This is a genomic window from Helicobacter pylori, from assembly GCF_001998165.1.
In the GTDB taxonomy this organism is placed as follows: domain Bacteria; phylum Campylobacterota; class Campylobacteria; order Campylobacterales; family Helicobacteraceae; genus Helicobacter; species Helicobacter pylori_DL.
Window position 1 is genome coordinate 4,739 of the sequence record NZ_MTWR01000023.1, and the last position, 23,516, is coordinate 28,254.

General features: G+C 38.9%; 26 protein-coding genes, 1 tRNA gene and 4 pseudogenes. 24 read left to right on the forward strand and 7 right to left on the reverse strand.

Translation table 11 applies throughout. The features are described 5' to 3' along the window. Nucleotides 1–520 (reverse strand): annotated as a pseudogene (locus tag BZK24_RS09575) (hypothetical protein); the annotation flags it as partial. 144 nt (nucleotides 521–664) lie between these two features. On the opposite strand from BZK24_RS09575, the gene BZK24_RS03325 reads away from it, so the two are divergent. After that, on the forward strand, nucleotides 665–1,207 hold the full coding sequence (locus tag BZK24_RS03325) for a phospholipase D-like domain-containing protein (protein WP_000932487.1): 543 nt from the start codon (nucleotides 665–667) through the stop codon (nucleotides 1,205–1,207). Nucleotides 1,208–1,213: 6 nt separating this feature from the next. Here BZK24_RS03325 and BZK24_RS03330 read toward each other — a convergent pair whose 3' ends face one another. Beyond that, complete coding sequence (locus BZK24_RS03330; protein ID WP_171972385.1) at nucleotides 1,214–1,951, reverse strand: outer membrane protein; 738 nt, start codon at nucleotides 1,949–1,951, stop codon at nucleotides 1,214–1,216. A gap of 131 nt (nucleotides 1,952–2,082) precedes the next feature. Between BZK24_RS03330 and flgH the strand changes: the two genes are divergently transcribed. The 4 genes from flgH to pseH are packed head-to-tail and all read left to right on the forward strand — an operon-like array spanning nucleotide 2,083 to nucleotide 4,899. Continuing rightward, nucleotides 2,083–2,796: a flagellar basal body L-ring protein FlgH gene (flgH, locus tag BZK24_RS03335; protein ID WP_042629912.1), complete on the forward strand. Its 714-nt coding sequence runs from the start codon at nucleotides 2,083–2,085 to the stop codon at nucleotides 2,794–2,796. A 17-nt stretch (nucleotides 2,797–2,813) separates the two neighbouring features. Continuing rightward, complete coding sequence (pseF, locus tag BZK24_RS09785; RefSeq protein ID WP_143424371.1) at nucleotides 2,814–3,497, forward strand: pseudaminic acid cytidylyltransferase; 684 nt, start codon at nucleotides 2,814–2,816, stop codon at nucleotides 3,495–3,497. Next, nucleotides 3,488–4,360, forward strand: a complete 873-nt coding sequence (locus BZK24_RS09790; RefSeq protein WP_277921257.1) for a CMP-N-acetylneuraminic acid synthetase — start codon at nucleotides 3,488–3,490, stop codon at nucleotides 4,358–4,360. Before pseF ends, BZK24_RS09790 begins: the two co-directional genes overlap by 10 nt. Next, nucleotides 4,357–4,899: a UDP-4-amino-4,6-dideoxy-N-acetyl-beta-L-altrosamine N-acetyltransferase gene (pseH, locus tag BZK24_RS03345; protein ID WP_000742715.1), complete on the forward strand. Its 543-nt coding sequence runs from the start codon at nucleotides 4,357–4,359 to the stop codon at nucleotides 4,897–4,899. The genes BZK24_RS09790 and pseH overlap by 4 nt, the downstream gene beginning before the upstream one ends. On the opposite strand, the gene BZK24_RS03350 is transcribed toward pseH, so the two are convergent. Together BZK24_RS03350 and BZK24_RS03355 are read right to left on the reverse strand one after the other, a co-directional pair. Further along, a complete protein-coding gene (locus tag BZK24_RS03350; RefSeq protein ID WP_077656564.1) occupies nucleotides 4,832–5,770 on the reverse strand; it encodes a tetraacyldisaccharide 4'-kinase in 939 nt (312 codons plus the stop codon). The genes pseH and BZK24_RS03350 overlap by 68 nt on opposite strands. Further along, nucleotides 5,767–6,549: an NAD+ synthase gene (locus BZK24_RS03355; protein WP_077656565.1), complete on the reverse strand. Its 783-nt coding sequence runs from the start codon at nucleotides 6,547–6,549 to the stop codon at nucleotides 5,767–5,769. The genes BZK24_RS03350 and BZK24_RS03355 overlap by 4 nt, the downstream gene beginning before the upstream one ends. 84 nt (nucleotides 6,550–6,633) lie before the next feature. On the opposite strand from BZK24_RS03355, the gene BZK24_RS03360 reads away from it, so the two are divergent. From BZK24_RS03360 to BZK24_RS09875, 15 genes and pseudogenes are all read left to right on the forward strand, one after another. Next, nucleotides 6,634–6,710 (forward strand) — tRNA-Arg (locus BZK24_RS03360). Nucleotides 6,711–6,797: 87 nt separating this feature from the next. Continuing rightward, the gene (ilvC, locus tag BZK24_RS03365) at nucleotides 6,798–7,790 is read left to right on the forward strand and encodes a ketol-acid reductoisomerase (protein ID WP_077656566.1); all 993 of its coding nucleotides are present in this window, start codon (nucleotides 6,798–6,800) and stop codon (nucleotides 7,788–7,790) included. 24 nt (nucleotides 7,791–7,814) lie between these two features. Next, nucleotides 7,815–8,621 carry a septum site-determining protein MinD gene (gene minD, locus BZK24_RS03370; RefSeq protein ID WP_001019048.1) on the forward strand — a complete coding sequence of 269 codons (807 nt, stop codon included), beginning with the start codon at nucleotides 7,815–7,817 and terminating at the stop codon, nucleotides 8,619–8,621. Continuing rightward, nucleotides 8,618–8,851: a cell division topological specificity factor MinE gene (gene minE, locus BZK24_RS03375; protein ID WP_077656567.1), complete on the forward strand. Its 234-nt coding sequence runs from the start codon at nucleotides 8,618–8,620 to the stop codon at nucleotides 8,849–8,851. The genes minD and minE overlap by 4 nt, the downstream gene beginning before the upstream one ends. Nucleotides 8,852–8,862: 11 nt before the next feature. Continuing rightward, nucleotides 8,863–9,663 (forward strand): DNA-processing protein DprA, encoded by an 801-nt coding sequence (gene dprA / locus BZK24_RS03380; protein ID WP_077656568.1) that lies wholly within the window; start codon nucleotides 8,863–8,865, stop codon nucleotides 9,661–9,663. Further along, a complete protein-coding gene (ruvX, locus tag BZK24_RS03385) occupies nucleotides 9,660–10,064 on the forward strand; it encodes a Holliday junction resolvase RuvX (RefSeq protein WP_077656569.1) in 405 nt (134 codons plus the stop codon). The genes dprA and ruvX overlap by 4 nt, the downstream gene beginning before the upstream one ends. Before the next feature lie 132 nt (nucleotides 10,065–10,196). After that, nucleotides 10,197–10,551, forward strand: a pseudogene (locus BZK24_RS03390) (tetratricopeptide repeat protein). Between the two features lie 186 nt (nucleotides 10,552–10,737). Continuing rightward, nucleotides 10,738–11,043, forward strand: coding sequence for a hypothetical protein (locus BZK24_RS03395; RefSeq protein ID WP_000699886.1), 306 nt, complete (start codon nucleotides 10,738–10,740; stop codon nucleotides 11,041–11,043). After that, nucleotides 11,027–11,593: a hypothetical protein gene (locus BZK24_RS03400; protein WP_077656570.1), complete on the forward strand. Its 567-nt coding sequence runs from the start codon at nucleotides 11,027–11,029 to the stop codon at nucleotides 11,591–11,593. The genes BZK24_RS03395 and BZK24_RS03400 overlap by 17 nt, the downstream gene beginning before the upstream one ends. Nucleotides 11,594–11,623: 30 nt before the next feature. Further along, nucleotides 11,624–12,280 carry a glycoside hydrolase family protein gene (locus tag BZK24_RS09355; RefSeq protein WP_240146607.1) on the forward strand — a complete coding sequence of 219 codons (657 nt, stop codon included), beginning with the start codon at nucleotides 11,624–11,626 and terminating at the stop codon, nucleotides 12,278–12,280. Between the two features lie 355 nt (nucleotides 12,281–12,635). After that, a pseudogene (locus BZK24_RS03420) lies at nucleotides 12,636–12,953 on the forward strand (DUF1294 domain-containing protein). After that, nucleotides 12,953–13,738, forward strand: a pseudogene (locus BZK24_RS09585) (hypothetical protein). The pseudogenes BZK24_RS03420 and BZK24_RS09585 overlap by 1 nt, the downstream one beginning before the upstream one ends. Next, the gene (locus tag BZK24_RS09865; protein ID WP_001875306.1) at nucleotides 13,728–13,913 is read left to right on the forward strand and encodes a hypothetical protein; all 186 of its coding nucleotides are present in this window, start codon (nucleotides 13,728–13,730) and stop codon (nucleotides 13,911–13,913) included. Before BZK24_RS09585 ends, BZK24_RS09865 begins: the two are co-directional and overlap by 11 nt. 214 nt (nucleotides 13,914–14,127) lie before the next feature. Next, on the forward strand, nucleotides 14,128–14,772 hold the full coding sequence (locus tag BZK24_RS09870; protein WP_001874143.1) for a hypothetical protein: 645 nt from the start codon (nucleotides 14,128–14,130) through the stop codon (nucleotides 14,770–14,772). Beyond that, the gene (locus BZK24_RS09875; RefSeq protein ID WP_001874144.1) at nucleotides 14,769–14,951 is read left to right on the forward strand and encodes a hypothetical protein; all 183 of its coding nucleotides are present in this window, start codon (nucleotides 14,769–14,771) and stop codon (nucleotides 14,949–14,951) included. The genes BZK24_RS09870 and BZK24_RS09875 overlap by 4 nt, the downstream gene beginning before the upstream one ends. Before the next feature lie 8 nt (nucleotides 14,952–14,959). Here BZK24_RS09875 and BZK24_RS03450 read toward each other — a convergent pair whose 3' ends face one another. The 3 genes from BZK24_RS03450 to pyrG are packed head-to-tail and all read right to left on the reverse strand — an operon-like array spanning nucleotide 14,960 to nucleotide 19,031. After that, entirely contained in the window at nucleotides 14,960–15,856 is an 897-nt protein-coding gene (locus BZK24_RS03450) for an RluA family pseudouridine synthase (protein WP_077656572.1), read from the reverse strand. Then, complete coding sequence (gene recJ, locus BZK24_RS03455) at nucleotides 15,856–17,406, reverse strand: single-stranded-DNA-specific exonuclease RecJ (protein ID WP_077656573.1); 1,551 nt, start codon at nucleotides 17,404–17,406, stop codon at nucleotides 15,856–15,858. Before recJ ends, BZK24_RS03450 begins: the two co-directional genes overlap by 1 nt. Before the next feature lie 8 nt (nucleotides 17,407–17,414). Beyond that, nucleotides 17,415–19,031, reverse strand: coding sequence for a glutamine hydrolyzing CTP synthase (pyrG, locus tag BZK24_RS03460; protein ID WP_077656574.1), 1,617 nt, complete (start codon nucleotides 19,029–19,031; stop codon nucleotides 17,415–17,417). Nucleotides 19,032–19,290: 259 nt separating this feature from the next. Here pyrG and BZK24_RS03465 point away from each other — a divergent pair, with 259 nt between their 5' ends. Genes BZK24_RS03465 through fliH form a run of 4 tightly spaced genes read left to right on the forward strand, consistent with a single transcriptional unit; the run spans nucleotide 19,291 to nucleotide 23,515 of the window. Further along, a complete protein-coding gene (locus tag BZK24_RS03465) occupies nucleotides 19,291–19,953 on the forward strand; it encodes a phosphatase PAP2 family protein (protein WP_000829835.1) in 663 nt (220 codons plus the stop codon). Nucleotides 19,954–19,996: 43 nt separating this feature from the next. After that, a complete protein-coding gene (gene fliF, locus BZK24_RS03470) occupies nucleotides 19,997–21,700 on the forward strand; it encodes a flagellar basal-body MS-ring/collar protein FliF (protein WP_077656575.1) in 1,704 nt (567 codons plus the stop codon). 17 nt (nucleotides 21,701–21,717) lie between these two features. Further along, nucleotides 21,718–22,749 carry a flagellar motor switch protein FliG gene (gene fliG, locus BZK24_RS03475; protein ID WP_077656576.1) on the forward strand — a complete coding sequence of 344 codons (1,032 nt, stop codon included), beginning with the start codon at nucleotides 21,718–21,720 and terminating at the stop codon, nucleotides 22,747–22,749. Further along, entirely contained in the window at nucleotides 22,736–23,515 is a 780-nt protein-coding gene (gene fliH / locus BZK24_RS03480) for a flagellar assembly protein FliH (protein WP_000056232.1), read from the forward strand. The genes fliG and fliH overlap by 14 nt, the downstream gene beginning before the upstream one ends. Nucleotide 23,516: the final 1 nt, after the last annotated feature.

Genomic DNA, 23,516 nt, shown 5'->3' on the forward strand with positions numbered 1-23,516 from the left:
CCTCTTCTTTTTCTTCTTGCACATCTAAAGTGGGGAGCAATTGCTCTTCATTGTTAGGCTCTTCTTTGGCTAGGGCTCCTAAATCGCCTAAATTTTCTAACTCGTCCCAATTGGTTTCTAAAACTTCTTGAGTTGGGTCTAAATTCTGGCTAGACTCTAGCTCACTCATGTTAGAGCCAAGCTTTTTTTGAAGGACTTTCAACATTTCAGTGGGTAAAAAAGGCTTTTTGATTTTCATCTCAAAGCCCTCTAAAAAGGGCTGCGCTTCATTGCCCTTTTTATACATGCACACGCTGTTTTTATTTTGAGAGATGGTTTCTTTTAACTCTAGCCAATCCACTTGATCTAGTTTTTCCAAACATTCATCATCGGCTATCAAAAGCCATTCTGGATCTTCTTTAAGGCGCGCGGATAACTCTTGATAGTAGTTAAAATTTTCTATAGATAATTCTAATTTCTTAGAAACACTCTCAAGCAGCTTTTCAATCATGGGGTTTTGGTTGAATAGAATCATTTTCATTTTAGGGACTCCTTATTTACAAGAAACGCTTTTTAAGCCTATCAATTTTCATCGATTTTTTTAAATTTTTTATTATAATCAAAAATACAATCAAAAATCCACTGGGTTGGTTATTTTTATCGCATTATTGATAAGGATCATTTGATGTTAAACAAGTTTAAAAAAATCGTTGGCGTGGGTGTGTTAGTGGGCTGTTTAGGGGTTTTGCAAGCTAAAAACAGCTTATTTGTCTTACCTTATGAGCAAAGAGACGCTTTGAATGCTTTAGTTTCTGGCATTAGTAACGCTAGAGAGAGCGTGAAAATCGCTATTTATAGTTTCACGCACAGAGATATTGCAAGAGCCATTAAAAGCGTAGCGAGTAGGGGGATTAAGGTGCAAATCATTTATGATTATGAAAGCAATCATAATAACAAGCAATCCACTATTGGCTATCTGGACAAATACCCTAACACGAAAGTGTGCTTATTGAAAGGGCTTAAGGCTAAAAACGGGAATTATTACGGCATCATGCACCAAAAAGTAGCGATCATTGATGATAAGATTGTGTTTTTAGGCTCAGCGAATTGGAGCAAAAACGCTTTTGAAAACAATTACGAAGTGCTTTTAAAAACCGATGACACAGAGACAATCCTCAAAGCCAAGAGTTACTATCAAAAGATGTTAGGGAGTTGCGTTGGGTTTTAAAGCCCTTTAGAAGTGGTAATTATACCCCACATAAAAGGCAAAGACCCTACGCATTTGAACCTTGAGTGCATCAGTGGTGTAGTATTTGTTATTAATGGTGGGGAATTTAAAACCGATTTCAAATTCATGTTCATCTACAAATAAAGCCTTGAGACCAAAGTTAAAGAGGAATTGAAAAGAGGTGTTATCAACCGCACTGCTGTTAGTGATGCCTAACAATTCCTGCCCTTTACTGCCAATATACCAGCTATTCCCAGCAATCGCAATCCCCCCAAAAACGCCAATATCCACGCCAATATCATCTTGATAAAAACTCCCTTGGAAGAAATTCCACACCGCATCCACGCCCACGCCATAAGTGATCATGTTATTGCCGCCATAATAGCCTTTAGGGTATCTCATGCCATAGCCTTGCCAATCTAAAAAAGCAAAATAGCGCAAACCCAAGACTTTATCCGGATGGAAAAAGTGGTTATAGCCCATGACTAATCCAATCCCATTAGATCCCATGTTGGTGAGCTTTTTAACGCTATTAATGCTAGTCATTACATTGGTGTAACCGGTTTGATAGTTAGTAACTTCTCTAACTTCATGGATATTAGTCATTAAATTGATAGAACCTGTTTGGTAATTGAATCCCATATACAAATTTTTTGTCCAAGAAGGGGCAGCGCTTTCTTCATTAGCTACTAAGGCGTGTGTCAGTAAGCTTGCGCCAACTAACATTTTTAACAAGGTTCTCAATTTTATCTCCTGCATAGTAAGTTTCATTATAAAGATCTAAATTTTACAACAACTTGCTCAAAATTAAGCATTTATTCTTTATAAGAGAGTATAATCTAGGGCTTAAAATAACTCAAAAGTAAGGCTAGTGGATGAAAAAGGCGCTTTATTTAGGGGCTGTTGCGTTTAGCGTTGCATTCAGCATGGCATCAGCCAATGAGCCAAAAATTGATTTTAACCCTCCTAATTATGTAGAAGAAACCCCCTCTAAAGAATTTATCCCTGAATTGAACAAGTTGGGGAGTTTGTTTGGGCAGGGCGAGCGCCCTTTATTTGCGGACAGGAGGGCGATGAAGCCTAACGATTTGATCACAATCATTGTCTCTGAAAAAGCGAGCGCGAATTATTCTAGCTCTAAAGATTATAAAAGCGCTTCAGGGGGTAATTCCACGCCCCCAAGACTCACTTATAACGGGCTAGATGAAAGAAAGAAAAAAGAAGCGCAGTATTTAGACGATAAGAATAATTACAATTTCACCAAATCCAGCAATAACACGAATTTTAAAGGCGGTGGTTCGCAAAAAAAGAGCGAAGATTTAGAGATCGTGTTGAGCGCTCGCATCATTAAGGTGCTAGAAAACGGGAATTATTTCATCTATGGGAATAAGGAAGTGCTAGTGGATGGGGAAAAGCAAATCCTTAAGGTGAGTGGGGTGATCCGCCCTTATGATATTGAAAGGAATAACACCATCCAATCCAAGTTTTTAGCCGACGCTAAGATTGAATACACGAATTTAGGGCATTTGAGCGATTCCAATAAAAAGAAATTCGCTGCTGATGCGATGGAAACCCAAATGCCTTATTAAAAAGAGCAAAGCCTAGCATGAGAGCGATCGCTATTGTTTTAGCCAGAAGTTCCAGTAAAAGGATCAAGAATAAAAATATCATTGATTTTTTCAATAAACCCATGCTCGCTTACCCTATTGAAGCGGCGCTAAATTCCAAGCTCTTTGAAAAGGTGTTTATCTCTAGCGATAGCATGGAGTATGTTCATTTAGCTAAAAATTATGGGGCGAGTTTTTTGAATTTGCGCCCTAAAGTTTTAGCGGACGACAAAGCCACGACTTTAGAGGTGATGGCCTATCACATGAAAGAATTAGAGTTAAAAGATGAAGATATAGCGTGTTGTTTGTATGGCACTTCAGTATTTTTACAAGAAAAGCATTTAAAAAACGCTTTTGAAATTTTAAAAGAAAATACGGATTATGTTTTCACATGCTCTCCCTTTAGCGCTTCGCCCTATCGTTCTTTTAGCCTTGAAAACGGCGTTCAAATGGCTTTTAAAGAACATTCAAACGCACGCACGCAAGATTTAAAAACGCTCTATCATGACGCAGGGTTGCTTTATATGGGGAAGGCTCAAGCCTTTAAAGAAATGCGGCCTATTTTTAGCCCAAATTCTATCGCTTTAGAATTATCGCCCTTAGAAGTCCAAGATATTGACACTTTAGAAGATTTAGAATTAGCCAAGCTCAAATACAGCCGTTTGAAAAACGCATGCCAGTAAAAATTTTGTGCGATTCGTTTTTAACAAGCGGTTTAGGGCATGTGAGGCGTTGTGAAAAAATCCTTTCTTTTATAGAAAAATTAGGGGTTGAAGCAAGCCTTCATTTATATAAGCAAAACGATATAAGTGCTTTTTTAGAGGGCGTTGGCAATGATGATTTGTTGATTGCAGACAGCTATTGTTTAAATTCAAAGGATTTTTATCTTTTAAAAGAAAAAGCCAAAAGCCTTATGGTGATAGAAGATACAGAGCATGCTAAGGGGTTTTACCCTAAAAACACTAGGATCATGAATTCCACGCTGAACGCTTTAAAGCATTACCATCATTTATCCAAAGATTATCAGTATTATTTGGGGGTGGGGTTTTACCCTGTTGATGCTCGTTTTGTTTATGAGCGCCCTATCAATACAGAAAATAAAGAAGTGCTGATCACTCTAGGGGGGAGCGAGCAAAAAACTCTCAAAGAGATAGTCAAAATTTTAGAAAATAAGAATGTGAATTTGCATATCATTTCACCTTATATCCCTAAAAATCCTCCAAAAAACACGCATTATTACAGCCCTTTAAACCCTTTAGAGTTCAGTTCTTTGATGAAATCTTGCACTTATGCCATTAGCGCTGCTGGTCAAACCCTCTATGAATTAGCCCTTTCTCAAACGCCCTCTCTTATCTTTCCCATTGCTTCTAATCAAATCATTCAAAGCAAGGAATTTGAAAGCTTGGGTATTTTCAAACAAACGAGTTTAAAAACTCTAGCTAAAGATTTTGAAAATTTACAAATTCAAAAAAATCAAGCCTGGGCAAAAACCTTGGTCTTTGGGAGTGAGCTAGAGGGCGCATTGAGGGAGTTTTTAGAAATTTGAAAAAAAATTATTCTTATAAAAATATCCAAGCGATTGATTTTACCCAATTAAACGATGAAGAAAAGCTGTTGGTTTTAGAGTTTCGTAACCACCCAAACACTGCCTTATGGATGTATAGCGCTAATATTTCCTTAAAAACGCATTTGCAATTCATAGAAGATCTCAAAAATTCGCCTAGCCACCGCTATTTTTTGTTTAAAGAAGAGGGCGTTTATTTAGGGGTTGGCTCTATCACTAAAATCAATTTTTTTCATAAGCATGGGTATTTGGGGATTTATAAAAACCCTTTTTTGAAAAATAAGGGAGAAACGATTTTAAAAGCCTTAGAATTTATCGCTTTTGAAGAGTTCCAATTGCATTCTTTACACCTAGAAGTGATGGAAAACAATTTCAAAGCGATCGCTTTTTATGAAAAAAACCATTATGAGTTAGAAGGGCGTTTGAAAGGCTTTATTTCTAAAGATAAGGAATTTATAGACGTTCTTTTGTATTACAAGGATAAGAAAGGATATAACGATCAATCTCCTCTAAAACTTTAGGGCAAATTTCTAGTTTTAAATCCAATACGCTTAAAGGCAATTTGCAGTCTTGTAATTTGACGCGATCTTTTGAAGTAACCAATAAGGAAGTGGCGTTATTTTGATAAAACTCTTTTTCTAAAAGCTTCAAATCAAAAGGGGCATGGTCTCTAAAATACAATTTTTTAACCACTTCTTTGGGTAAAAACGCATCAAGCCTACTGGGATTAGCGATAGCCGTTACTAAAAGCATGCGTTTGGTGGGGTGGGCGATAGAGGTGATTCTTTTATAATCCTTATCTTCTGTAATGACTAAATGGGCTTCTTTATAGCTTTCAATACTTTCTCTATACAACCCGCTAGGCAAACAAAAGGGGTAGTAGGGGGGGACTTTAGGTTTTAAAAGCAAATTGAATTGGTTGAAATTAAACCTAAAACCATCGTCTAAGAACACGATCTTTGATCCTAATTCAAGGGCTTTTAAAACGCCTAGCTCCCTTTTTTCGCTCACAATCACGCTCGCTTGTTTTAAATTTAAGGCTAAAAGATAGGCTTCATCGCCCGCTGTTTTTTGAGGAACTAAAATATTTCCTTTAACGCTCACCACCACTAAGCCTTTAGAATCCCGTTGATACCCCCTAGAAACAATAGCCACTTCTTGGTATCTTGGAGCGATTTCTAAAATAAAGGGCGTTTTACCGCTCCCCCCAGCGATCAAATTGCCTATGCTGATAAGGGGGATTTTAAAATCATGTTTTTTCGCCATTTTTCTTTTTAAGGTGGCGATGCCTTGATAGATCAAAGAAAAAGGATAGAGCGCGAAAATCAACCCCTTTTGCAAAAGAGTGGGATCATAAAAATAGCGCTCTAAAAAGGGTTTATCGCTTTTCATTCAGGGTTAAATCGTTTGGCGATAGTGGGTAATTCTAATTTAAAAGCGTTTTTTTGGATACGGCTTGTGATGTTTTTTACTAAAATTTCATCATGGCCTAATTGGGTGAGTGTTTCTAAATGGATGGGCTTTGTTTGGAACAACGCTTCAATATCCTTCAATAAAGGGTCAATCATGCTATAAGGATAGCCTAAATCTTGTTCATCGCTTTGCCCTACAAATAAATCCGCGCTAGGGGGCTTGTTTAAAATCTTTTTAGGGATATTTAAATAATAAGCGAGTTCATAAACTTCGGTTTTAAATAATTCCCCAATCGGGTTAATCGCGCACGCCAAATCCCCAAATAAAGTGCCATAGCCTAGCATTCTTTCGCTTTTATTGCTCGTGCCAATGACTAAAGAATCGCTTTTTAAAGAATAATCGTATAAAAAAGCCATGCGCAATCTTGCGCAAAAATTCCCCTTTCTAGTAAGGCTCGCGTCTTTAAAGTGAGAGTCAAAGATGGCGTCATAGGGAGCGATAGAATATTCTGTATAAGGGATAGAAAACGTTTCGCACAAATCTAGGGCGTCTGTTTTACTTTCTGGCATAGAGACTGAAGAGGGCATTAAAAGGGCATGGGCGTTTTCTTTAAAAACCTTTTGGCACAGCACCCCAACGACTGTGCTATCTAGCCCCCCGCTCAGCCCGTAAACGACTTTTTTAAAGCCTTTTTTTTGAACTTCTTTTTCTAAAAAATCGCATAAATAGATGATGAGTTTTTGGTAATCTTTTTGCATGCCTTAAATTATAATAGAAAAAACGCACCGCTTAAGTGAAAAATTAGCTTTTCTTGCTATAATTATCGTTTCACTCCTTTAAAAGTGCTCGTAGCTCAGCTGAATAGAGCAACAGGTTGCGGTCCTGTAGGTCGGGGGTTTGAATCCCTCCGAGCACACCATTTCTTAACATTCTGCATGTTTTTAAACATTATCGCTCCCATTATGGTAAAATAAATACTTGCTTAAACACGCTAGGAGATTTGATTTTGGCATTACCCGTTTATTATGATAAAGACATTGATTTAGGCGTTATCCAATCCTTACAAGTGGGCATTATTGGCTATGGCGCTCAAGGAGAAGCCCAAGCACTCAATTTGAGGGATTCTAAAGTAAAGGCGCGTATTGGCTTGTATCAAGGGAGTTTGAGCGCTTTAAAAGCAAAAAAAGAGGGTTTTGAGGTGCTAGAAATCAAAGAATTAGTCCAACAATCGGATGTGATCATGGCGTTACTCCCGGATGAATTGCATAAAGAAGTGTTAGAAAAAGAAGTGATCCCTTTTTTAAAAGAGGGGCAAATTGTGGGCTTTGCTCATGGTTTTAGCGTGCATTTCAATCAGGTTGTTCTCCCAAAAGGCGTGGGCACGATTTTAGTCGCACCAAAAGGGCCAGGGAGCGCTTTAAGAGAAGAATACCTTAAAAATAAGGGCTTATACCATTTAATCGCCATAGAGCAAGAAAGTTCAATTCATAACGCTAAAGCGGTGGCTTTAAGCTACGCTAAAGCGATGGGTGGGGGGAGAATGGGGGTTTTAGAAACGAGCTTTAAAGAAGAATGCGAGAGCGATTTATTCGGCGAGCAAGCGGTTTTGTGCGGAGGGTTAGAAGCGATTGTGAGAATGGGGTTTGAAACTTTACTCAAGGCAGGATACCCTGAAGAATTAGCCTATTTTGAATGCGTGCATGAAGTGAAATTAGTGGCGGATTTATTGCATTATAAGGGGGTAGAGGGCTTAAGGAAACACATTTCTAACACCGCTGAATTCGGGGCGATTAAAGCTAGAGAGCCTATGGGAAATCTGCTAGAAAAACGCATGCAAAAAATCTTAAAAAAGATTCAAAACGGCTCATTCGCTAAGGATTTTTTACTGGAAAAGAGCTTGAATTATCCCAGGTTAAACACAGAGAGGAAAGCCCTTAAAGAGACTAAAATAGAACAAATTGGGGAAATTTTACGCGCCCCATTCAATCATAAAAAATAAATCATTAAAATAAAAGGAATAAATATGGCAATAGTAGTTACTATCACTTCAGGTAAGGGGGGCGTGGGTAAAAGCACCACCACGGCTAATTTAGCGATCGGATTGGCTGAGAGCGGTAAAAAAGTCGTAGCGGTTGATTTTGACATAGGCCTTAGGAATTTGGACATGATTTTAGGCTTAGAAAATCGCATTGTTTATGATGTGGTGGATGTGATGGAAAAAAATTGCAACCTTTCGCAGGCTTTAATCACGGATAAAAAGACGAAAAACCTTTCTTTTTTAGCGGCTTCACAAAGCAAGGATAAAAATATTTTAGATAAGGAAAAAGTAGCGATTTTAATCAACGCTTTAAGGGCGGATTTTGACTATATTTTGATTGACTCACCGGCTGGGATTGAAAGCGGTTTTGAGCATGCGATTTTGCATGCGGACATGGCGTTAGTGGTGGTAACGCCTGAAGTGAGTTCCTTAAGAGATAGCGACAGAGTGATTGGCATTATTGACGCGAAGTCTAATCGGGCCAAAAGGGGCGAAGAAGTGCATAAGCATTTGATAATCAATCGCTTAAAACCTGAGTTAGTGGCAAATGGCGAGATGATTCCTATAGAAGAAGTGCTTAAAATTTTATGCTTGCCTTTAATTGGGATCATTCCAGAAGATCACCATATTATTTCAGCGACCAATAAGGGCGAGCCGGTGATTCGCACGGATTGCGAGAGTGCGAAGGCTTACCAACGCATCACCAGACGGATTTTAGGCGAAGAAGTGGAATATGTGGAATTTAAGGCTAAAAGAGGCTTTTTTAGCGCGTTAAAAGGGATATTTTCATGAGTTTGTTTGATTTTTTTAAAAACAAAGGGAGCGCAGTTACTGCAACCGATAGATTAAAATTGATTTTAGCCAAAGAGCGCACCTTAAATTTACCCTACATGGAAGAAATGCGTAAAGAAATCATTGCCGTTATTCAAAAATACACTAAATCTTCAGACATCCATTTCAAAACCCTTGATAGCAACCAGAGCGTGGAAACGATTGAAGTGGAAATTATATTGCCTAAATAGTTAACTAACGAATGAAAAGCCATTTCCAATACAGTGCGCTAGAAAATATCCCTAAAGCCTTTGACATTCTCAAAGACCCCCCTAAAAAGCTCTATTGTGTGGGTGATACCAAGCTTTTAGAAACGCCTTTAAAAGTGGCTATCATCGGCACAAGAAGACCCACCCCTTACAGCAAGCAACACACGATCACTCTAGCCAGAGAGCTTGCTAAAAATGGCGCGGTTATTGTGAGCGGAGGAGCGTTAGGCGTGGATATTATCGCTCAAGAAAACGCCTTACCAAAAACCATCATGCTTTCGCCTTGCAGTTTGGATTTGATCTATCCTACGAACAACCATAAAGTGATCCAAGAAATCGCGCAAAACGGCTTGATTTTAAGCGAATATGAAAAAGACTTCATGCCCATTAAAGGCTCTTTTTTAGCGAGAAACCGCCTAGTGATTGCTTTAAGCGATGCGGTCATTATCCCCCAAGCGGATTTAAAAAGCGGCTCTATGAGCAGCGCAAGATTAGCCCAGAAATACCAAAAGCCTTTATTTGTTTTACCTCAGCGCTTGAATGAGAGCGATGGCACTAATGAGCTTTTAGAAAAAGGGCAGGCTCAAGGGATATTTAATATTCAAAATTTTATAAATACCCTTTTAAAAGACTACCATTTAAAAGAAATGCCTGAAATGAAAGATGAATTTTTAGAATATTGCGCCAAAAACCCGAGCTATGAAGAGGCGTATCTCAAATTTGGGGATAAGCTTTTAGAATACGAGCTGTTGGGTAAGATCAAGCGCATCAATCATCTCGTGGTGTTAGCATGATTTTGGCATGCGATGTGGGGCTAAAACGCATTGGGATCGCTACGCTTTTAAACGGCGTTATCTTGCCTTTAGAAGCGATTTTACGCCACAACAGGAATCAGGCCTCTAGGGATTTGAGCGATTTATTGAGGGAAAAAAACATTCAGGTGCTAGTGGTGGGCAAGCCTAATGAAAGCTATGCGGATACGAACGCGCGCATTGAGCATTTTATCAAGCTTGTAGATTTTAAGGGCGAAATCGTTTTTATTAATGAAGACAGATCCAGCATAGAAGCTTATGAAAATTTAGAGTATTTGGGTAAGAAAAACAAGCGGCTCGCTACCAAAGACGGCCGGTTAGACTCTTTGAGCGCTTGTAGGATTTTAGAGCGCTATTGCCAGCAGGTTTTAAAAAAGCACTAGATCTGATTGCAATTTGATTATAATAAAGTCTAAATTTTTTAATAAAAAGGAGAGCATCATGTTAGGGAATTTCAAAAAAGCGATTTTTAGGGCTTTGTGCTTGTGTTGTGTGTTGATTGGGGGGGGGGGTTAATGGCAGAGCCAAACCCTAAAGAGCTTTTTGATTTGGGCGTAAAGAGTATTGAAGCGAAAGATTACATTCAAGCTAAAAAATATTTTGAAAAAGCATGCGATTTGAAATATGGTGGGGGGTGTGGTGCTTTAGGGGATCTGTATGATGATGTAGAAAAAAACTTAATAAAAGCCGCTCAACTTTACACTAAAGCGTGTGAGTTAAAAGAAGGTGTGGGGTGTGGTGCTTTAGGGGGGTTATATTATAATGGGAATGGGGTGAAACGGGACTCAAAAAAAAGCCGATCAATATTTCTCTAAAGCCTGCAAATTAGGAGATCAAGAGGCATGCGAGATACTCAAAGAATTGAAATAAGGGACAAAAAACATGCGATAGCCTCACCTAGAAACTATTCCGCAAAAGCCCTATTTTAGGGGATTAGAACATCGCCAAAATGCCCCTTATTCTTTTAAGAAAATATTTTTACTAGGGAGTTTTAATCTTTTTTTGGTATTCTTTTAGGGGTCATTAGTCTTAAAAACTCTTTAAAAACGGATAACCATGAAAATTATGCATCAAGTCAAGGATTTTTTAGATTTTTGCAAACAAACGATCCACAAAAATTCTAATGAAGCGTTTCAAAAAACCAAACGAGCGCTTTTTAAAGAAAAATCTCAAAAAATCAGGGAGCAAGCGGTTAAAATCGTAGAAAAACGCTTGATAAAAGAGAATATGCAACTGAGCGATTTTAATGAAGAAGAATTAAAAATCATGTTTGAAGCGGAAGAAAAAAGGCTTTTAGAACAAATCCAAACCAAGCATTTTAAAGAAGTTTGGGAAAAGGGCGACAATGAGCAAGGAAAATAGCTTTATCTCTGGCTTAATGGGGTTTTTTAGCGAAAAGAATGAACGATGGCTCTTAGCCCACAGGCACACGAGGGGGTTTGTGATAGTGGCGTGGTTTTTTAGGTTTAAAAGCATTGCGTTTTCTATTTTGATCACTTTGTTGGTGATTTGGGTGGATATTTGGGTTTATAGCGATGTGCGCCAGTTTTTATTGGACACTTCTAGCTCTTTCATTTGGCTTTTGATCGCTTTACTAATCAAGTGGGGCGTGATTGTTTTTAGTGCGCGTAAATGCTATAAGTTCAGCCAAAAAATGTTTGCAATCATTCAAAGAAAAAGACAGATTAGAGAGAATTTGAAAAACCGCCCCAATCCATTAGACACCAAAAATTCTCATAAAGAAAGGCTCTCTAGCGTTACTGAAGAAATCATTTCAAAAAAACAAGAAGAATTACAGAGCAAAGAAACCCCAGAAGGCAAGCATGATGGAGAGAGACTCTCTAGCGTTACCGAAGAGATTATTTCAAAAAAACTAGAAGAATTGAAAGCTAAGAATAATAAGGGGAATTAAAAAGGGCGTGGAACGCTCTGTCTTAGCAAATTGATCTTAGCGGCGTCGTTTTTGATAGTGGATTCAGAGGGGTTTTCGCCTTCTATTTATACCGACAAGACAGGGTATCCTACGATTGGCTATGGCTATAATTTGAGCGTTTATTCTTATGAGAGTAAGCGTATCACCAAAGCGTATGGGCTTTTAACTGACATATTAAAAGAGAATCATAAGGCCCTCCTCTCTTATGGGTGGTATAAAAATTTGGATGCAATGAGGAGAATGGTCATCTTGGATTTGAGCTACAATTTAGGCTTGAGTGGGCTGCTCAAATTCAAGCAATTCATCAGGGCCATAGAGGATAAAAATTATGCTCTGGCTGTGGAGAGACTGCAAAAAAGCCCGTATTTCAATCAAGTGAAAAAAAGAGCGTCAAGGAATATGGAGATTTTGAAATTGGGGGGTTGCGAAAAACATTGTAAGAAAAAATACACGATAGAAAAGGTGATCAAAGAGGTGGGGCTTGAACTCAAATCAAAATCGGTCATGCCGTATTTTTTCAACGAATACGATCTGACCAAAAACGCCAACAGAAAAGAGCCTGAGAGGTTGAGAAGCCAAATAATATCTATTTTGATGAAAACCCCTAAGGGGCGAGAGATTTTGAAAGAATATTTGAACGAGAGCTGTATTTTGCTTGGGGAATAAGGAAAGATGTCATGCTAAAGAATTTCAAAAAAGCCTTTTTTAGGGCTTTGTGCTTGGGTGCGTTGTGTTTATTGGGGGAGTGGTGTAGTAATTTAAGGAGGCTTTAAAAAAGCAAGGGAGCGGGAATGTTAAAAAGTAAGGGCTTGATGCGAGCAGGCCAAAAATCATGTTAAAATACCTAGTATTAACTTTTGTAAAGGAATAGATTTGAGAATCAATCTTAAAATTTTGCTTTCTTTCTCTCTCTAAAGCCAAGTGGTAGCGTTTGGGTTGTTAAAACGCTTTTGAAAGGGTGAGCGTTGAATTTGCTTCTATCGTTTGGTCGCTTATAGTCAATATTTTGATTTTTATTCTCATGCTGGTGGATAAAAATTGAGCAAAAAATGTGGCGTATTCCTGAAAAAGCTTTGTGGGTTTTATCGCTCCTTGGCGGGTCTGTCGGGTTTTTGGTCGCTATGGTTGTGTCCAGATCTTAAAGCTTAAGTTTAAATACGGCGTTTCGCTCATTTGCTTGATAGAGAGTGCGATCCTTTACTTTGTCAGCAAGGATCTTTTTTGGATAGTAGCGCTAACGATATTCTCACTATCCTTGATACTGGTAGCGTTTAAGATTTTTCTCCTTAAAGACAACCCTGACAAACGCTTCAAAAACAACAAAAGGGATAAAAGATAATGTCTTATTTTTTTAAAATCATTCTGGGTGCAAGTGTGATCGTTGGGGTGTTGTTGGTCTTGTGGCGTTTGACTTATGATAAGTTCTGTTTCTCGTTGGTCTTTGTGCTGCTGATACTAGGGATTGTCGCTTTTAGCTATATTTCTTTAAAAATGCATCAGAGGAAGTGCTTCGCCAAGTGCTTTGTGAATAGCGAATCTTTTTTATCCAAGATGTTACACTCCCCAATAATGGTAATTTGCTTTTATTTTATTTTTTCAATTTTCACATCCGTATCCATCACTTATAGCGTTCTGGACTATAATTGGATGATGTGGGGGCTTGTTTTTTGCACTATCGTTGTTTGCGCTGTGGTGTTTGGCACGCTTGAAAAAATGCTCAAGAGTATCATCAAATAAGATTATTTGATGCTGATGTCTAGAGAAGTGAGCGCTTTTGTAGGGACTCTTTTCTTCATTGGCTTGAGTTGCTATGTGATCTATCATGGCAACATGCCCGATTATTTGAGACCGGCTTTGATAGACACTATTAAGGCAGCGAGTGATTCCGCTTATTCAAATTGTGATTATACGAGTTATGTTTTAGAATTTAAAAAAATGTTAGAGGGGGTTACTTGGTGGGGCATGCGCAAAGCAGAGAGCATGGGCTTAAATAAGGAGTTTATGGTTGCGGGCTGGGTAGCGTTTATCATCTATAACGCTCTTAGTGGGATAGCCATCAGCAGGCTGAGCGTTCAAATCATTTATTGGTTATCAAAATATTTTAGGGGTGAGTGTGGAAAATGATGTTAAAGAAGATCTAGAGCAAGCAAGACCAAAAGCTAGAACTAAAAAAGCAAAAGCAAGAGCTAGAGGAACAGAAACAAGAAAAACAAGACAAACAAGAGCAGAAGCCAAAGCAAGAAAAAGAAGAGTCAAAGAGCAAGGAACAAGAAGAAATCAAAAACCAAAAGAGATATAGCTATATTTTTTGGGGATGTCTTATTGTTTTATTTGTCGTCTATTTTAGCGTCAAATTCTTTGCGTATAGCGAACTCAGTCAAGAGGCAAAAGCAGACAAGCCAAAAAAACTCTTTAAGTATGCTGAAAAACTTTTACCTACCGATATTATAAAAGATAATATTGATAGCCATCAAGTAGAGATCAACGCCACTCTCAATAGTGGCATAGAGAAAATGAATGGCGTGATAAACACTCAAATAGATGGGTTTTTTAATATAGTAGAAAACAATGTGGATAAGTTCTTGGACTGGCATTATTCTATCAAGGGGGATTATAGCGAGCTTGCCCTTTTTGCAGCTAAAAAGACCGGCTTGAGCGCCGAAGATGCGATGGCTAATGTGTTGCAAGAAAAACTTTTAGGGAAAGATTACAAGCAAAGATTGGACGCTATAACCAAGAAGCTTTCTAAAACTTATGGGAGTTTGTTAAACCAACACGAAAAATTTGTGAGTGAGACCGCTCTAAAAGGAGTGGATACCGATCTTTCTCAAAACGCAAAAATTTTAGACACTCTTGGCGATGAAGTGGCAAGGAAATTGAAAGCCAATTTTACAGGAGCAATAGGGGCAACGGCTGGCGTGAGTGGCTTGGCTATTATGGCAAAGCTAACCCCAAAACTTGTGGCAAAAATTGGCGCTAAACTTGGGGCGAAAGTAGGGGGTAAATTCCTCGCAAAGATTGGCACAGCTTTGAGCGGTTCTTGGACTTGCGGGCCTTTCGCTCCTGCTTGCGCTATTGGGATTTGGTTTGGAAGCGATGCAGCATCCAATTTTATTGATGAATGGATCCACAGAGACGGATTCAAAAAAGAAATTTGAAACAACATCAACGAAGTGAAAGAAAATCTCAAAAACAGCTACAACAGCAATTTAACGATAGCTTTGTTAAAATCAGCCAAGAACTTCAAGAGAGTTACAAAAACGCTCCTGTGGTGGAGAAAAAAACCATCAAAGAACATATAGGCGATCTCAACCAAACCTCAGAAGAGGACAACTAAAAGAACAATCAATAAAAGAGCGGTAGATCTTTTAGAAACGGCATGAAGCGTTTTGGCATGGGGGAGGTGATCTCATAGAACGCTTTTTTAAATTCAAACCCCAGACGAAACGCATGGAGCATGAGTAATGGGGCGTTGTTTTCACGCTTTAATTGAAGGTATTCTCTCGCTTCTTCATCAACCACCCCATAAAGCCCCTCACCCACAATCCTATGCCCCACGCTGCTTAAATGCAAGCGGATCTGGTGCGTGCGCCCGGTGAGTGGGGTGATTTTGAGTAGGCTTATATCCAAAAAAGGGTTATAGCTTAAAGGCTCAACAAGCGTGATTGAAGGCTTGCCTAAAGGAGAAATTTTAGATCGAATGCACAAGTCTTTTTGAATGTTTTGTGGCGTTAGAATGGGTTTGTCTATTTTCATGCTTTTTTCAATCAGCCCATGCACTAGCGCTAAATAAGTTTTTTTTACTTTTTTTTGCATGAAAAGCGCTTTTAAATCCTTAGTGCTTTGTAAGGTCTTGCCCGCTAAAACCAACCCGCTCGTTTCATAGTCTAATCTGTGGGCTGGGTGGGCGTTTTTACCCCAATGCGATTGGATACAATCCAGTAAGCTTTCATGGTAAAAATAGCCTTTAGGGTGGGTATAGACTTGAGCAGGTTTGTCAAACACGCCAAAATCTTTCGTTTCAAAAACAAGCACTTGAGTTTTTTCATTGGGCTTGAAATGAATCAAGCGAACGACCCCTTGAATGATTTGAGATTTACGCACGGCTTGTTGGTTTTGTTTTAAGCGTTGCTTGTCAAGGTGCCGTTGGGCTTCTTTTAGAGAGCATTTTAAAATATCGCACACCAAAAACAAGGCTTTGGTGGGTTTTAAAATTTCAAATTCTTCTTCAACAAAAGGCACTACAACAAACTTTTAACAAACATTTTAGGCTCATTAGAACACTCATCTAATTCCACGCTAAAAAGCACGCTCACCTTTTCACCCGCTTTCAAAAACCGCTCAGCGTTAAAATAAATAGCCTCTTTGACGCATTCTTTATCCTTAAAACGCAAAATCTGGTGGCTTTCTTTAATGATTTTTTCTTCTATGACTTCTAAATTTCTTGCTTGGAATAGGGGTTCAGGGTTTTCTTGCCCATAAGGTTCGCCCGTTTCTATAATCTCTAAAAGCTCTCTGTCAATGTCTTTTAAATTGAGCGTTAAAGGGGGTTCTTTTTCATAAAAAGGCAAGACTTTAAAATCAAAATTTTCTAAAGTTTCAAAGAGCGAGACGATATTGTTTTTTCCAACGCTCAACCCGCACGCTTGCCTATGCCCTCCATAGCCGAGTAATAAAGAAGAAACCCCATTCAAAGCGTCAATCAAATCAATATTTGGAGAGCTACGAGCACTCCCTTTATACACCCCTTCTTTAAAGGTGAAAACCAGGCTTGGCTTTTGGGTGGCTTCCACTAATTTTGAAGCCACAATCCCAAGCACGCCCTCATGCCAATTATCCTTAAAAGCGATGATGATTTTTTCTCCAACCATCGCGTGCTTAAAGGCTTCTTCAAAAACCTGCTGTTGGATCATTTTGCGCTTCAAATTGCATGCTTTCAAGCGTTCATACAAAGAATGACCATCTTGGAAATTATTCGCGCTTAAAAAATCCAGGGCCATTTTAGCGTCTTGCATGCGCCCTGCGGAGTTGATTAAAGGGGCGATATTAAAAGAAATATCGCTCGCTTTTAAAGAGCGTTTTCTAAAAACTTCTCTTTGGCGTAAAAACCCCATCGCCCCTAAGGATTCTTTTTGCAAAAAATACAAGGCTTTAGAAACTAAAAAGCGGTTAAAAAAAGTCAAAGGCATCATATCAGCAATAGTCGCCACGCCCGCTAAGCACAACAATTCACTAGAATGGCTTTTTTCTTTTCCTAAAAGCTTGTGGATACCATAGCACAAATAAAACGCCACCAACGCCCCGCACACTTCCTTTTGGATAAAATCACAATCCGGTTGCTTGGGGTTGATCACCGCATAAGCGTCTGGGACTTCATCATTATTTAAGCAATGGTGATCGGTGATGATAAGGGTGTAATTTTTTTCTTTGCAAAATCGTGCGGCTTCAAAGGCGTTAATCCCGTTATCCACCGTGATGATTAAAGGGGCGTGGTGTTTTTCTAAAAATTTTTTAGAAATCCCATAGCCATCCATGAAGCGATTAGGGATTATAATGCGGACATGCTTGTAGTTTAGGCTTTCAAAAAATTTTGCCATGATAGCAGAGCTAATCACGCCGTCAGCGTCATAATCGCCCACCACTAAAATTTCTGTGTTTGCGTGCATGGCTTCTATGATTTTGAGCGCGGCTTTTTTCAAGTCTTTAAATAAAAAGGGGCTAGGAAACCCTTTTTCATTATAAGCGATAGAAGCCACTCGCTCTTTGATTTGAGCTTTAAGCTTTTGTTTCATTCTTTAGATTAGGATTTAGAAAGAGCGTTCTTAATGAAATCCAAAATAATAGGGTTAGGGCTTTGCAGCCTGGAGGTGAATTCCGGGTGGAATTGCACCCCTACAAAGAACGGGTGATCTTCTAATTCAATCGCTTCAATCAAATGATTCGCTCCAAAACCCACCACTTTCAAGCCCTTATTTTCCCACTCTTGGCGGTATTTGGGGTTGATTTCATAACGATGGCGGTGCCTTTCTTTAATGCTAGGCTTTTTATAGGCTTTTTCTAGTAAGCTATTAGGCATGATTTCGCATTCGTATTCGCCTAATCGCATGGTGCCACCCAATGGCGAATTATAGGTACGCACCTGTTTTTGGTGGTTTTGATCCATAAAATCTTCAATCAAATACACCACAGGGTATTCGCAGCGTTGGTTAAATTCCGTAGAGTTAGCCCCTTTCAAGCCTAAAACATTGCGGCAAAACTCCACGATCGCTAATTGCATGCCCAAACAAATCCCTAAAAAGGGGAGTTTTTCCACCCTAGCCCTTTGAATGGCGCAAATTTTGCCCTCAATCCCCCTTTCTCCAAAGCCCCCAGGCACTAAAATCGCATCAACGCCCTCTAAATTGGTTTCTTCATTAAAATTCTCGCTATCCAGCCATTCAATATTGACTTGCGTATCCAGATGTGCCCCCGCATGGATTAAGGCTTCAATCAAGGATTTATAAGATTCTTTTAAGCTTAAATACTTGCCTACAAAACCAATTTTGACTTTGTGTTTAGGAGCGATAATCTTTTCTACTAAAGTGTTCCAAGCCGCCATTTTGGGGTGCAATTTATTCAAATTAAAGCGTCTGGCAATGGGGGTTAAAATGCCTTCTTGCAAGAAAAGAATGGGGCATGCGTAAATGCTTTTAGTGTCTGTGGCCACAATCACGCTGTCTTGTTCCACATCGCAACTCAAAGCGATTTTCTTTTTCAATTCTTTATCCAAAGGCTTAGGCGATCGCGCCAAAATGATTTGAGGGGTTACGCCAAGACGCCTTAATTCCTGGACAGAGTGTTGCGTGGGTTTGGTTTTTAATTCGTTAGTGGTTTGGATATAGGGGATCAAGGTTACATGCACATTGATGACTTTTTCATTCCCTAATTCCAGTTTAAGCTGGCGGATCGCTTCCAAATAAAACATGCCCTCCATATCGCCCACAGTGCCACCCACTTCCACGATTAAAAAATCCAACCCCTTAGCCGCGCTTTTAATGCGCCTTTTGATTTCATCGGTTACATGGGGGACGATTTGAATGGTTTTGCCTAAATATTCCCCTTTCCTTTCGTTTTCTATCACGCTTGAAAAAATCTGCCCGGTAGTGAAATTATTCAACCTCGTTAAATTCCTGTTCAAAAAGCGTTCATAATGCCCGATGTCTAAATCCGTTTCAGCGCCATCGCTAGTTACAAACACTTCCCCATGCTCTAAAGGGCTCATGGTGCCTGGATCAATATTAATATAAGGATCAATCTTCAAAATAGAAACCTGGTAATTGCAATGCTGCAAAAGCGTAGCGATTGAAGAAGATGAAATCCCTTTCCCTAGAGAGCTTAACACGCCCCCTGTAACGAATATAAATTTGGCTCTATCCATAAGTTATTGCGTTCCTTTGATTTTTACTTCTTAAAATTGTAGTCTAAAAAGGGTTAAAAAGCTTTAAAAGAGGGCAAAAATTAAAGCGATTTCAAAAAAAAAAAAAAAAACAATTTCAGTTTCTTATTAGCTAGGTTTGATTAAAATAAAAAGCTTTTATGTGTTTAAACTTCATTGTCTTAAATTTTTTAAGAGCGATTTTAAAATTCGTTGGCGTATAATATAAGTTTTGAATTAACTACTAGAAGGGTTTTAAATAATGGCTGAAAATTCTTTCAAAAATGTTTCTGCACAACCCAAAGCATTTTTTTTATTACCAGTTAAAACCCTGTTTCTTTTAGGAGGCGTTTTTAGCGCGTTTTTTATCCTTATTGCTGGCTTGGTTTTTTTTGATTACACTAATTCAATGGACCATGCCATTTTTAGCTTGATGCGTTCAAATTCTTCTAACCCTATTTTAGATCAAACGCTCCGACGCGTTGTTTTTTTAGGCTATTCTCAATTCGTGTTGCCTTTGAGCTTGTTAGTGGGGGTGTTTTTAAGCCTTTATCGTAGAAATTTAGCGCTTGGGGTGTGGTTTGTGCTAAGCGTGATCTTATTTGAAGCCCTTTTAGAATCTTTAAAACACCTTTTGGCACACTCCATTCAATGGCTTTCGCACAGCGCTAATTTCCCTAGCGCTATTGCGCTTTCTTTAACGCTATTTTATGGGTTGCTTGTTTTATTGATACCCCATTTGATCACGCATCAAATATTTCAAAACATTCTTTCTTATAGTTTGCTTGGTTTGATTTTTTTAATAGGCTTAGCGCTGATTGTTTTAGGGGTGTCTTTTAGCAGTGTTTTAGGAGGGTTTTGTCTAGGAGCGTTAGGGGCTTGTTTTTCCATAGGGATTTATTTGAGCGTGTTCCAAAAGATCTAAGCGAACGGCTTAAAAGAATGAAAATTTTATCAAGGTTTTAATATTGGATTTAAAGATATTATTGCAACGGATTGTTGATTTTTTCATCAAGCTCAATAAAAAGCAAAAAATCGCTCTGATCGCAGCGGGGGTTTTGATCACCGCTTTGCTTGTGTTTTTATTGCTCTATCCCTTTAAAGAAAAAGACTACGCACAAGGGGGCTATGGGGTTTTATTTGAAAGATTGGATTCTAGCGATAACGCTTTAATCTTACAACACCTCCAGCAAAACCAAATCCCTTATAAAGTCTCCAAAGACGACACCATTCTTATCCCTAGAGATAAAGTATATGAAGAAAGGATCACTCTAGCCTCTCAAGGGATTCCTAAAACGAGTAAAGTGGGCTTTGAAATCTTTGACACTAAAGACTTTGGGGCGACTGATTTTGATCAGAACATCAAACTCATTCGCGCTATTGAGGGGGAATTGTCGCGCACGATTGAAAGCTTAAACCCCATTCTTAAAGCCAATGTGCATATTGCAATCCCTAAAGACAGCGTGTTTGTGGCTAAAGAAGTCCCCCCTAGCGCTTCGGTGATGCTCAAGCTTAAGCCTGACATGAAGCTTTCACCCACTCAAATTTTAGGGATTAAAAACTTAATCGCTGCAGCTGTGCCTAAACTCACGGTAGAAAATGTGAAAATCGTGAATGAAAATGGCGAATCAATAGGCGAGGGCGATATACTAGAAAACTCCAAAGAATTAGCCCTAGAGCAATTGCATTACAAACAAAATTTTGAAAACATTTTAGAAAATAAGATTGTCAATATCTTAGCCCCTATTGTGGGGGGTAAAAACAAGGTGGTCGCAAGGGTCAATGCGGAGTTTGATTTCAGCCAAAAGAAAAGCACTAAAGAGACTTTTGATCCCAATAATGTCGTAAGGAGCGAGCAAAATTTAGAAGAAAAAAAAGAAGGCGCTCCTAAAAAACAAGTCGGCGGCGTGCCTGGGGTTGTGAGCAATATCGGGCCTGTGCAAGGATTGAAAGACAATAAAGAGCCAGAAAAATACGAAAAGTCTCAAAACACGACCAATTATGAAGTGGGTAAAACCATTAGCGAGATTAAGGGCGAGTTTGGCACTTTAGTGCGTTTGAATGCGGCGGTTGTGGTGGATGGCAAGTATAAAATCGCGCTCAAAGATGGGGCAAACGCTTTAGAATACGAGCCTTTGAGCGATGAATCGCTTCAAAAAATCAACGCTCTGGTGAAACAAGCCATTGGCTATAATCAAAATAGAGGCGATGATGTGGCGGTGAGTAATTTTGAGTTTAACCCTATGGCGCCTATGATTGACAACGCCACTTTGAGCGAAAAAATCATGCATAAAACTCAAAAAATCTTAGGCTCATTCACGCCTTTAATCAAGTATGTTTTGGTGTTTATAGTGCTATTTATTTTCTATAAAAAAGTGATCGTGCCTTTCAGCGAGCGCATGCTGGAAGTGGTGCCTGATGAAGATAAGGAAGTGAAATCCATGTTTGAAGAAATGGATGAAGAAGAAGATGAATTGAACAAACTGGGCGATTTGAGGAAAAAAGTAGAAGATCAATTAGGGCTTAATGCAACCTTTAGCGAAGAAGAAGTAAGATATGAAATTATCTTAGAAAAGATTAGAGGGACCCTTAAAGAACGCCCTGATGAAATCGCCATGCTCTTTAAACTCCTAATCAAAGATGAAATCTCTTCAGACAGTGCGAAAGGTTAAAAGATAAAAGGTTAAAAATGGCAACCAAGCTTACCCCCAAACAAAAGGCTCAATTAGACGAACTTTCCATGAGTGAAAAAATCGCTATTTTACTCATTCAAGTGGGCGAAGACACCACAGGCGAGATTTTAAGGCATTTAGACATTGACTCCATTACAGAGATTTCTAAGCAAATCGTGCAATTAAACGGCACAGACAAGCAAATCGGCGCGGCGGTTTTAGAGGAATTTTTTGCGATTTTTCAGTCTAACCAATACATCAATACCGGCGGTTTAGAATATGCTAGAGAGCTTTTAACCAGGACTTTAGGGAGCGAAGAAGCTAAAAAAGTGATGGATAAACTCACTAAAAGCTTGCAAACGCAAAAAAACTTCGCTTATTTAGGCAAAATCAAGCCCCAACAACTCGCTGATTTCATCATTAACGAACACCCTCAAACCATTGCCTTGATTTTAGCCCACATGGAGGCCCCTAATGCGGCTGAGACTTTGAGCTATTTCCCTGATGAAATGAAAGCGGAAATCTCCATTAGAATGGCAAATTTAGGCGAAATATCGCCCCAAGTGGTTAAAAGGGTTTCCACGGTGTTAGAAAACAAACTAGAATCGCTCACCAGTTATAAAATTGAAGTGGGCGGCTTGAGAGCGGTGGCTGAAATCTTTAACCGCCTAGGCCAAAAGAGCGCTAAAACCACGCTCGCTCGCATTGAAAGCGTGGATAACAAACTCGCCGGCGCGATTAAAGAAATGATGTTCACTTTTGAAGATATAGCCAAACTAGACAATTTCGCTATCAGAGAGATTTTAAAAGTAGCGGATAAAAAAGACTTGTCTTTAGCCTTAAAAACTTCCACGAAGGATTTAACCGATAAATTCTTAAACAACATGAGCAGTAGGGCTGCAGAGCAATTTGTAGAAGAAATGCAATATTTAGGGGCGGTTAAAATCAAAGATGTGGATGTGGCCCAAAGAAAAATCATTGAAATCGTGCAGAGCTTGCAAGAAAAAGGCGTGATCCAAACTGGTGAAGAGGAAGATGTCATTGAATAGCCGCAAAAATTTGATCCAAAAAGACCATTTGAATAAGCATGACATTCAAAAATACGAATTTAAGAGCATGGCAAACTTACCCCCTAAAACTAATCCTAATGGCGCGTCTTTAGAAACGCCTAACCACCCCCAAGAGCCTTTGGAAAAAAAAGCGATAGAAAACGATTTGATTGATTGCTTATTGAAAAAAACCGACGAGCTTTCAAGCCATTTAGTGAAATTGCAAATGCAATTTGAAAAGGCCCAAGAAGAGAGCAAAGCTTTGATTGAAAACGCTAAAAACGATGGCTATAAAATCGGCTTTAAAGAGGGCGAAGAAAAAATGCGTAACGAGCTCACTCACAGCGTGAATGAAGAAAAAAACCAGCTTTTGCATGCGATCACCGCTTTAGATGAAAAAATGAAAAAATCACAAGATCATTTAATGGCTTTAGAAAAGGAACTGAGCGCGATTGCGATAGATATAGCTAAAGAAGTGATCCTTAAAGAAGTGGAAGACAACAGCCAAAAAGTAGCCCTAGCTTTAGCTGAAGAGCTTTTAAAAAACGTTTTAGACGCAACGGATATTCACTTAAAAGTCAATCCCTTGGATTACCCTTATTTAAACGAGCGTTTGCAAAATGCTTCTAAAATCAAATTGGAGAGCAATGAGGCTATTTCTAAAGGAGGCGTTATGATCACTAGCTCTAATGGGAGCCTTGATGGGAATTTAATGGAGCGCTTTAAAACGCTCAAAGAAAGCGTGTTGGAAAATTTTAAGGTGTGAT

Coding starts and splice junctions, on each gene's coding strand:
- recJ (WP_077656573.1), bottom strand. CDS start 17,406: ATGAAACAAAAGCTTAAAGCTCAAATCAAAGAGCGAGTGGCTTCTATC.
- BZK24_RS03325 (WP_000932487.1), top strand. CDS start 665: ATGTTAAACAAGTTTAAAAAAATCGTTGGCGTGGGTGTGTTAGTGGGC.
- BZK24_RS09870 (WP_001874143.1), top strand. CDS start 14,128: ATGAATGGCGTGATAAACACTCAAATAGATGGGTTTTTTAATATAGTA.
- BZK24_RS09790 (WP_277921257.1), top strand. CDS start 3,488: ATGCCAGTAAAAATTTTGTGCGATTCGTTTTTAACAAGCGGTTTAGGG.
- pyrG (WP_077656574.1), bottom strand. CDS start 19,031: ATGGATAGAGCCAAATTTATATTCGTTACAGGGGGCGTGTTAAGCTCT.
- dprA (WP_077656568.1), top strand. CDS start 8,863: ATGAAAAGCCATTTCCAATACAGTGCGCTAGAAAATATCCCTAAAGCC.
- ruvX (WP_077656569.1), top strand. CDS start 9,660: ATGATTTTGGCATGCGATGTGGGGCTAAAACGCATTGGGATCGCTACG.
- BZK24_RS03350 (WP_077656564.1), bottom strand. CDS start 5,770: ATGAAAAGCGATAAACCCTTTTTAGAGCGCTATTTTTATGATCCCACT.
- pseF (WP_143424371.1), top strand. CDS start 2,814: ATGAGAGCGATCGCTATTGTTTTAGCCAGAAGTTCCAGTAAAAGGATC.
- flgH (WP_042629912.1), top strand. CDS start 2,083: ATGAAAAAGGCGCTTTATTTAGGGGCTGTTGCGTTTAGCGTTGCATTC.
- BZK24_RS03465 (WP_000829835.1), top strand. CDS start 19,291: ATGGCTGAAAATTCTTTCAAAAATGTTTCTGCACAACCCAAAGCATTT.
- fliH (WP_000056232.1), top strand. CDS start 22,736: ATGTCATTGAATAGCCGCAAAAATTTGATCCAAAAAGACCATTTGAAT.
- fliG (WP_077656576.1), top strand. CDS start 21,718: ATGGCAACCAAGCTTACCCCCAAACAAAAGGCTCAATTAGACGAACTT.
- minD (WP_001019048.1), top strand. CDS start 7,815: ATGGCAATAGTAGTTACTATCACTTCAGGTAAGGGGGGCGTGGGTAAA.
- BZK24_RS03395 (WP_000699886.1), top strand. CDS start 10,738: ATGAAAATTATGCATCAAGTCAAGGATTTTTTAGATTTTTGCAAACAA.
- minE (WP_077656567.1), top strand. CDS start 8,618: ATGAGTTTGTTTGATTTTTTTAAAAACAAAGGGAGCGCAGTTACTGCA.
- BZK24_RS03355 (WP_077656565.1), bottom strand. CDS start 6,549: ATGCAAAAAGATTACCAAAAACTCATCATCTATTTATGCGATTTTTTA.
- BZK24_RS03400 (WP_077656570.1), top strand. CDS start 11,027: ATGAGCAAGGAAAATAGCTTTATCTCTGGCTTAATGGGGTTTTTTAGC.